Origin of the sequence: Mesorhizobium sp. M7A.F.Ca.US.005.03.2.1 (genome assembly GCF_003997795.1) — a bacterium.
Lineage (GTDB): Bacteria > Pseudomonadota > Alphaproteobacteria > Rhizobiales > Rhizobiaceae > Mesorhizobium > Mesorhizobium ciceri.
The window spans coordinates 1-2306 of record NZ_RZRP01000930.1 but is presented as its reverse complement, the minus strand read 5'-3'; the positions used below and the strand labels follow the sequence as shown (position 1 = coordinate 2306).

5 protein-coding genes are annotated in these 2306 nt (G+C 62.1%); 4 read left to right on the top strand and 1 reads right to left on the bottom strand.

Annotated elements, in window-relative coordinates:
- The coding region (locus EN991_RS32735; protein ID WP_206519296.1) for a VOC family protein at positions 1-281 on the bottom strand (281 nt) is incomplete at its 3' end.
- Between the two features lie 309 nt (positions 282-590).
- Between EN991_RS32735 and EN991_RS32730 the strand changes: the two genes are divergently transcribed.
- The 4 genes from EN991_RS32730 to EN991_RS32715 form a co-directional block, all read left to right on the top strand.
- A complete protein-coding gene (locus tag EN991_RS32730) occupies positions 591-758 on the top strand; it encodes a hypothetical protein (protein ID WP_013529241.1) in 168 nt (55 codons plus the stop codon).
- An 85-nt stretch (positions 759-843) separates the two neighbouring features.
- Positions 844-1434 carry a DJ-1/PfpI family protein gene (locus EN991_RS32725; protein ID WP_064993261.1) on the top strand — a complete coding sequence of 197 codons (591 nt, stop codon included), beginning with the start codon at positions 844-846 and terminating at the stop codon, positions 1432-1434.
- Between the two features lie 75 nt (positions 1435-1509).
- On the top strand, positions 1510-1917 hold the full coding sequence (locus tag EN991_RS32720; protein WP_063169160.1) for a hypothetical protein: 408 nt from the start codon (positions 1510-1512) through the stop codon (positions 1915-1917).
- Between the two features lie 125 nt (positions 1918-2042).
- Positions 2043-2306, top strand: a 264-nt coding sequence (locus EN991_RS32715; protein WP_127370291.1) for an HTH domain-containing protein, incomplete at its 3' end; no start/stop codon positions are given.

The following is a 2306-nucleotide window of genomic DNA, read 5'->3' as shown; positions in this document are numbered from 1 at the left end:
CACCAGGCAAGGCTCTCCTGGCTGCCGACCCTGAGGCTGGTCCGCACGATGCTGTGCGTGCCGCGCCGCTCGCGGCCGACCGGCCAGTCGAAGAAGGTAAGGTCGGTGCCCGGTGTCGCTTCGCCGTCGGCATAGAAGAGGTGGTAGGCCGAGGTGTCGTCCTGGTTTACGGTCTTCTTGACCAGCCGCAGACCCAGCACCTTCGTATAAAAATGAAGATTGCCAGGCGCATTGGCGGTGATGGCGGTCAGATGGTGGATACCTGTCAGTTGCAAGCTCATCGTCGTCTCCCTGCTGTTGGGGAAGAATTTTCTCCCTCCATATCAGAACTGCGGTCACCCCGCTGAAGGCCTCGTATTCCGACAGTCCGTCGCCGGAAACTGAACAGCGGCGCCCAGTGCACGTCGTCGCTATGAACAATCGGAAGTCGCGAACCTGCCTTCGGCACCGTTCGATGCGGCGAAAAGCGATGCCTTGCCTGCGGTGCGCGCACCGGTCGCAACTATCGTCTCGCGCCTGACATCCTCCTGACAGACTGCTGTCAGGAGGGGTATGCGATAGTACCTCCATACAGAGAGAGGAGACTGGCCATGAACGGTTACACCATTCTGCGCGGCATGCAGCACTATGTCGGCAAGATCCGCACGATGCGCAACGAGATCCGCACCCAGCGGTTCATGAACTCGCTGCCGGCGGATATTCGCAAGGATATCGGCTGGCCGGACATGTATGCGGACCGTGGCCCTCGCGGCAATTGAAGCCAATTTTTCGACCCAGCGATTGGATGTGGGCGCGTCAACGCCCAGATAACAGGTCCGGTGCGTGAGGAATGGGAGCGAGCTTATGCCCGAACAGAAGACGATCGGTTTCCTTTTCATCGAAGGTTTTGCCGACTGGGAGTATGGGCTGCTGGCGGCCTCGGCGGTCGAATGGTTCGGCGCCCGTGCCGTGTCGCTGACGCCTGATGGCAACCCAGTGGCCGGGATCAGCGGCTTTCGGCTGACGCCTGATCGATCGGCCGGGGCGGATGAGAATGACGATCTCGACGCCATCGCCGTCATCGGCTCCGATGAGTGGGCCGGCAAGGCACCGCCCGATGTTGCCGATCTGCTCAATGCTGTTGCATCGCGCGGCGGCGTGGTCGGCGGCATCTGCGCCGGCACGCTGGCGCTAGCCCGCGCCGGCCTGTTCGAGAAGGCCAGGCATACGAGCAATGGCCGCGACTGGATCAATGGTCATGAGGCCGGCTATGCCGGCGACAGCCTCTATCAGGATGTGCCGCATGCCATGGCCGACGGCAAAATTGTTTCCGCGCCAGGCTCGGCGCCGGGCACCTTCGCGCTCGCCTTTCTGAAGACGCTCTACCCCGAAAGAGGCAGCGATCTCGCTCGGATGCGAACGCTGTTTGCCAAGGAGTATGCTGAAGCCTCCTGACAGTATGCTGTCAGGAGGGCCGTGCAATGGTGCCAGCTTAGGGCACCCGTGCATCGGCGGTCGAAAGGACGATCGATGAAGAGTTGGAACGACAGACTGAGCACACCAGGCATCAACGGCGTCAAGCCGACGCCGCGCACGATGGCCGATGTCGTCGAAGGCCAGCCTATGCTGGTGCCGACAGCGCGCCAGGTCGATGATTTCATCCGCTCGATTCCCGAAGGCGTCGAGATGGATGTGCGTGCGCTGCGTACAGCACTTGCCGTCGAGCATGGCGCCGAAGTGACATGCCCGGTCACCATAGGCTATCATCTGCGCACTGTTGCCGAAGCCGCCAACGAGGACCTCCAGCGCGGCATGACGCCGAGTGATGTGGCACCGTTCTGGCGCGTGCTCGATGCGAAAACACCGACGACGAAGAAATTGTCCTTCGGCGCGGAGTTCGTCGCCGCGCAGCGCAAGCGCGAAGGACTGAAACCATGAGGCATGCCGCCCAAAAGTGTTCTGCGGTTTTGGGATAACGGCATGCGCGAAAACACGATGCATGCCACCCAGAGGTGGACCGGTTTCGGGCGGCATGCATAGAGACAACGCCGAGGGACCATACGATGCGCCGCGCCGACAGGCTCTTCCAGATCGTGCAGCATCTGCGCGGTGGCCGATTGGTCACCGCCCAGAAGCTCGGCACATGGCTCGAAGTTTCCGAGCGAACCATCTATCGCGACATTGCCGATTTGCAGTCGACCGGAGTGCCGATCGACGGCGAGGCCGGCGTTGGCTACATGATGAGGGAGGGTTTCGACCTTCCGCCGCTGATGTTCACGCGTGACGAGATCGTCGCGCTGGTCGCCGGCGCCCGCATGGTGCGTGCC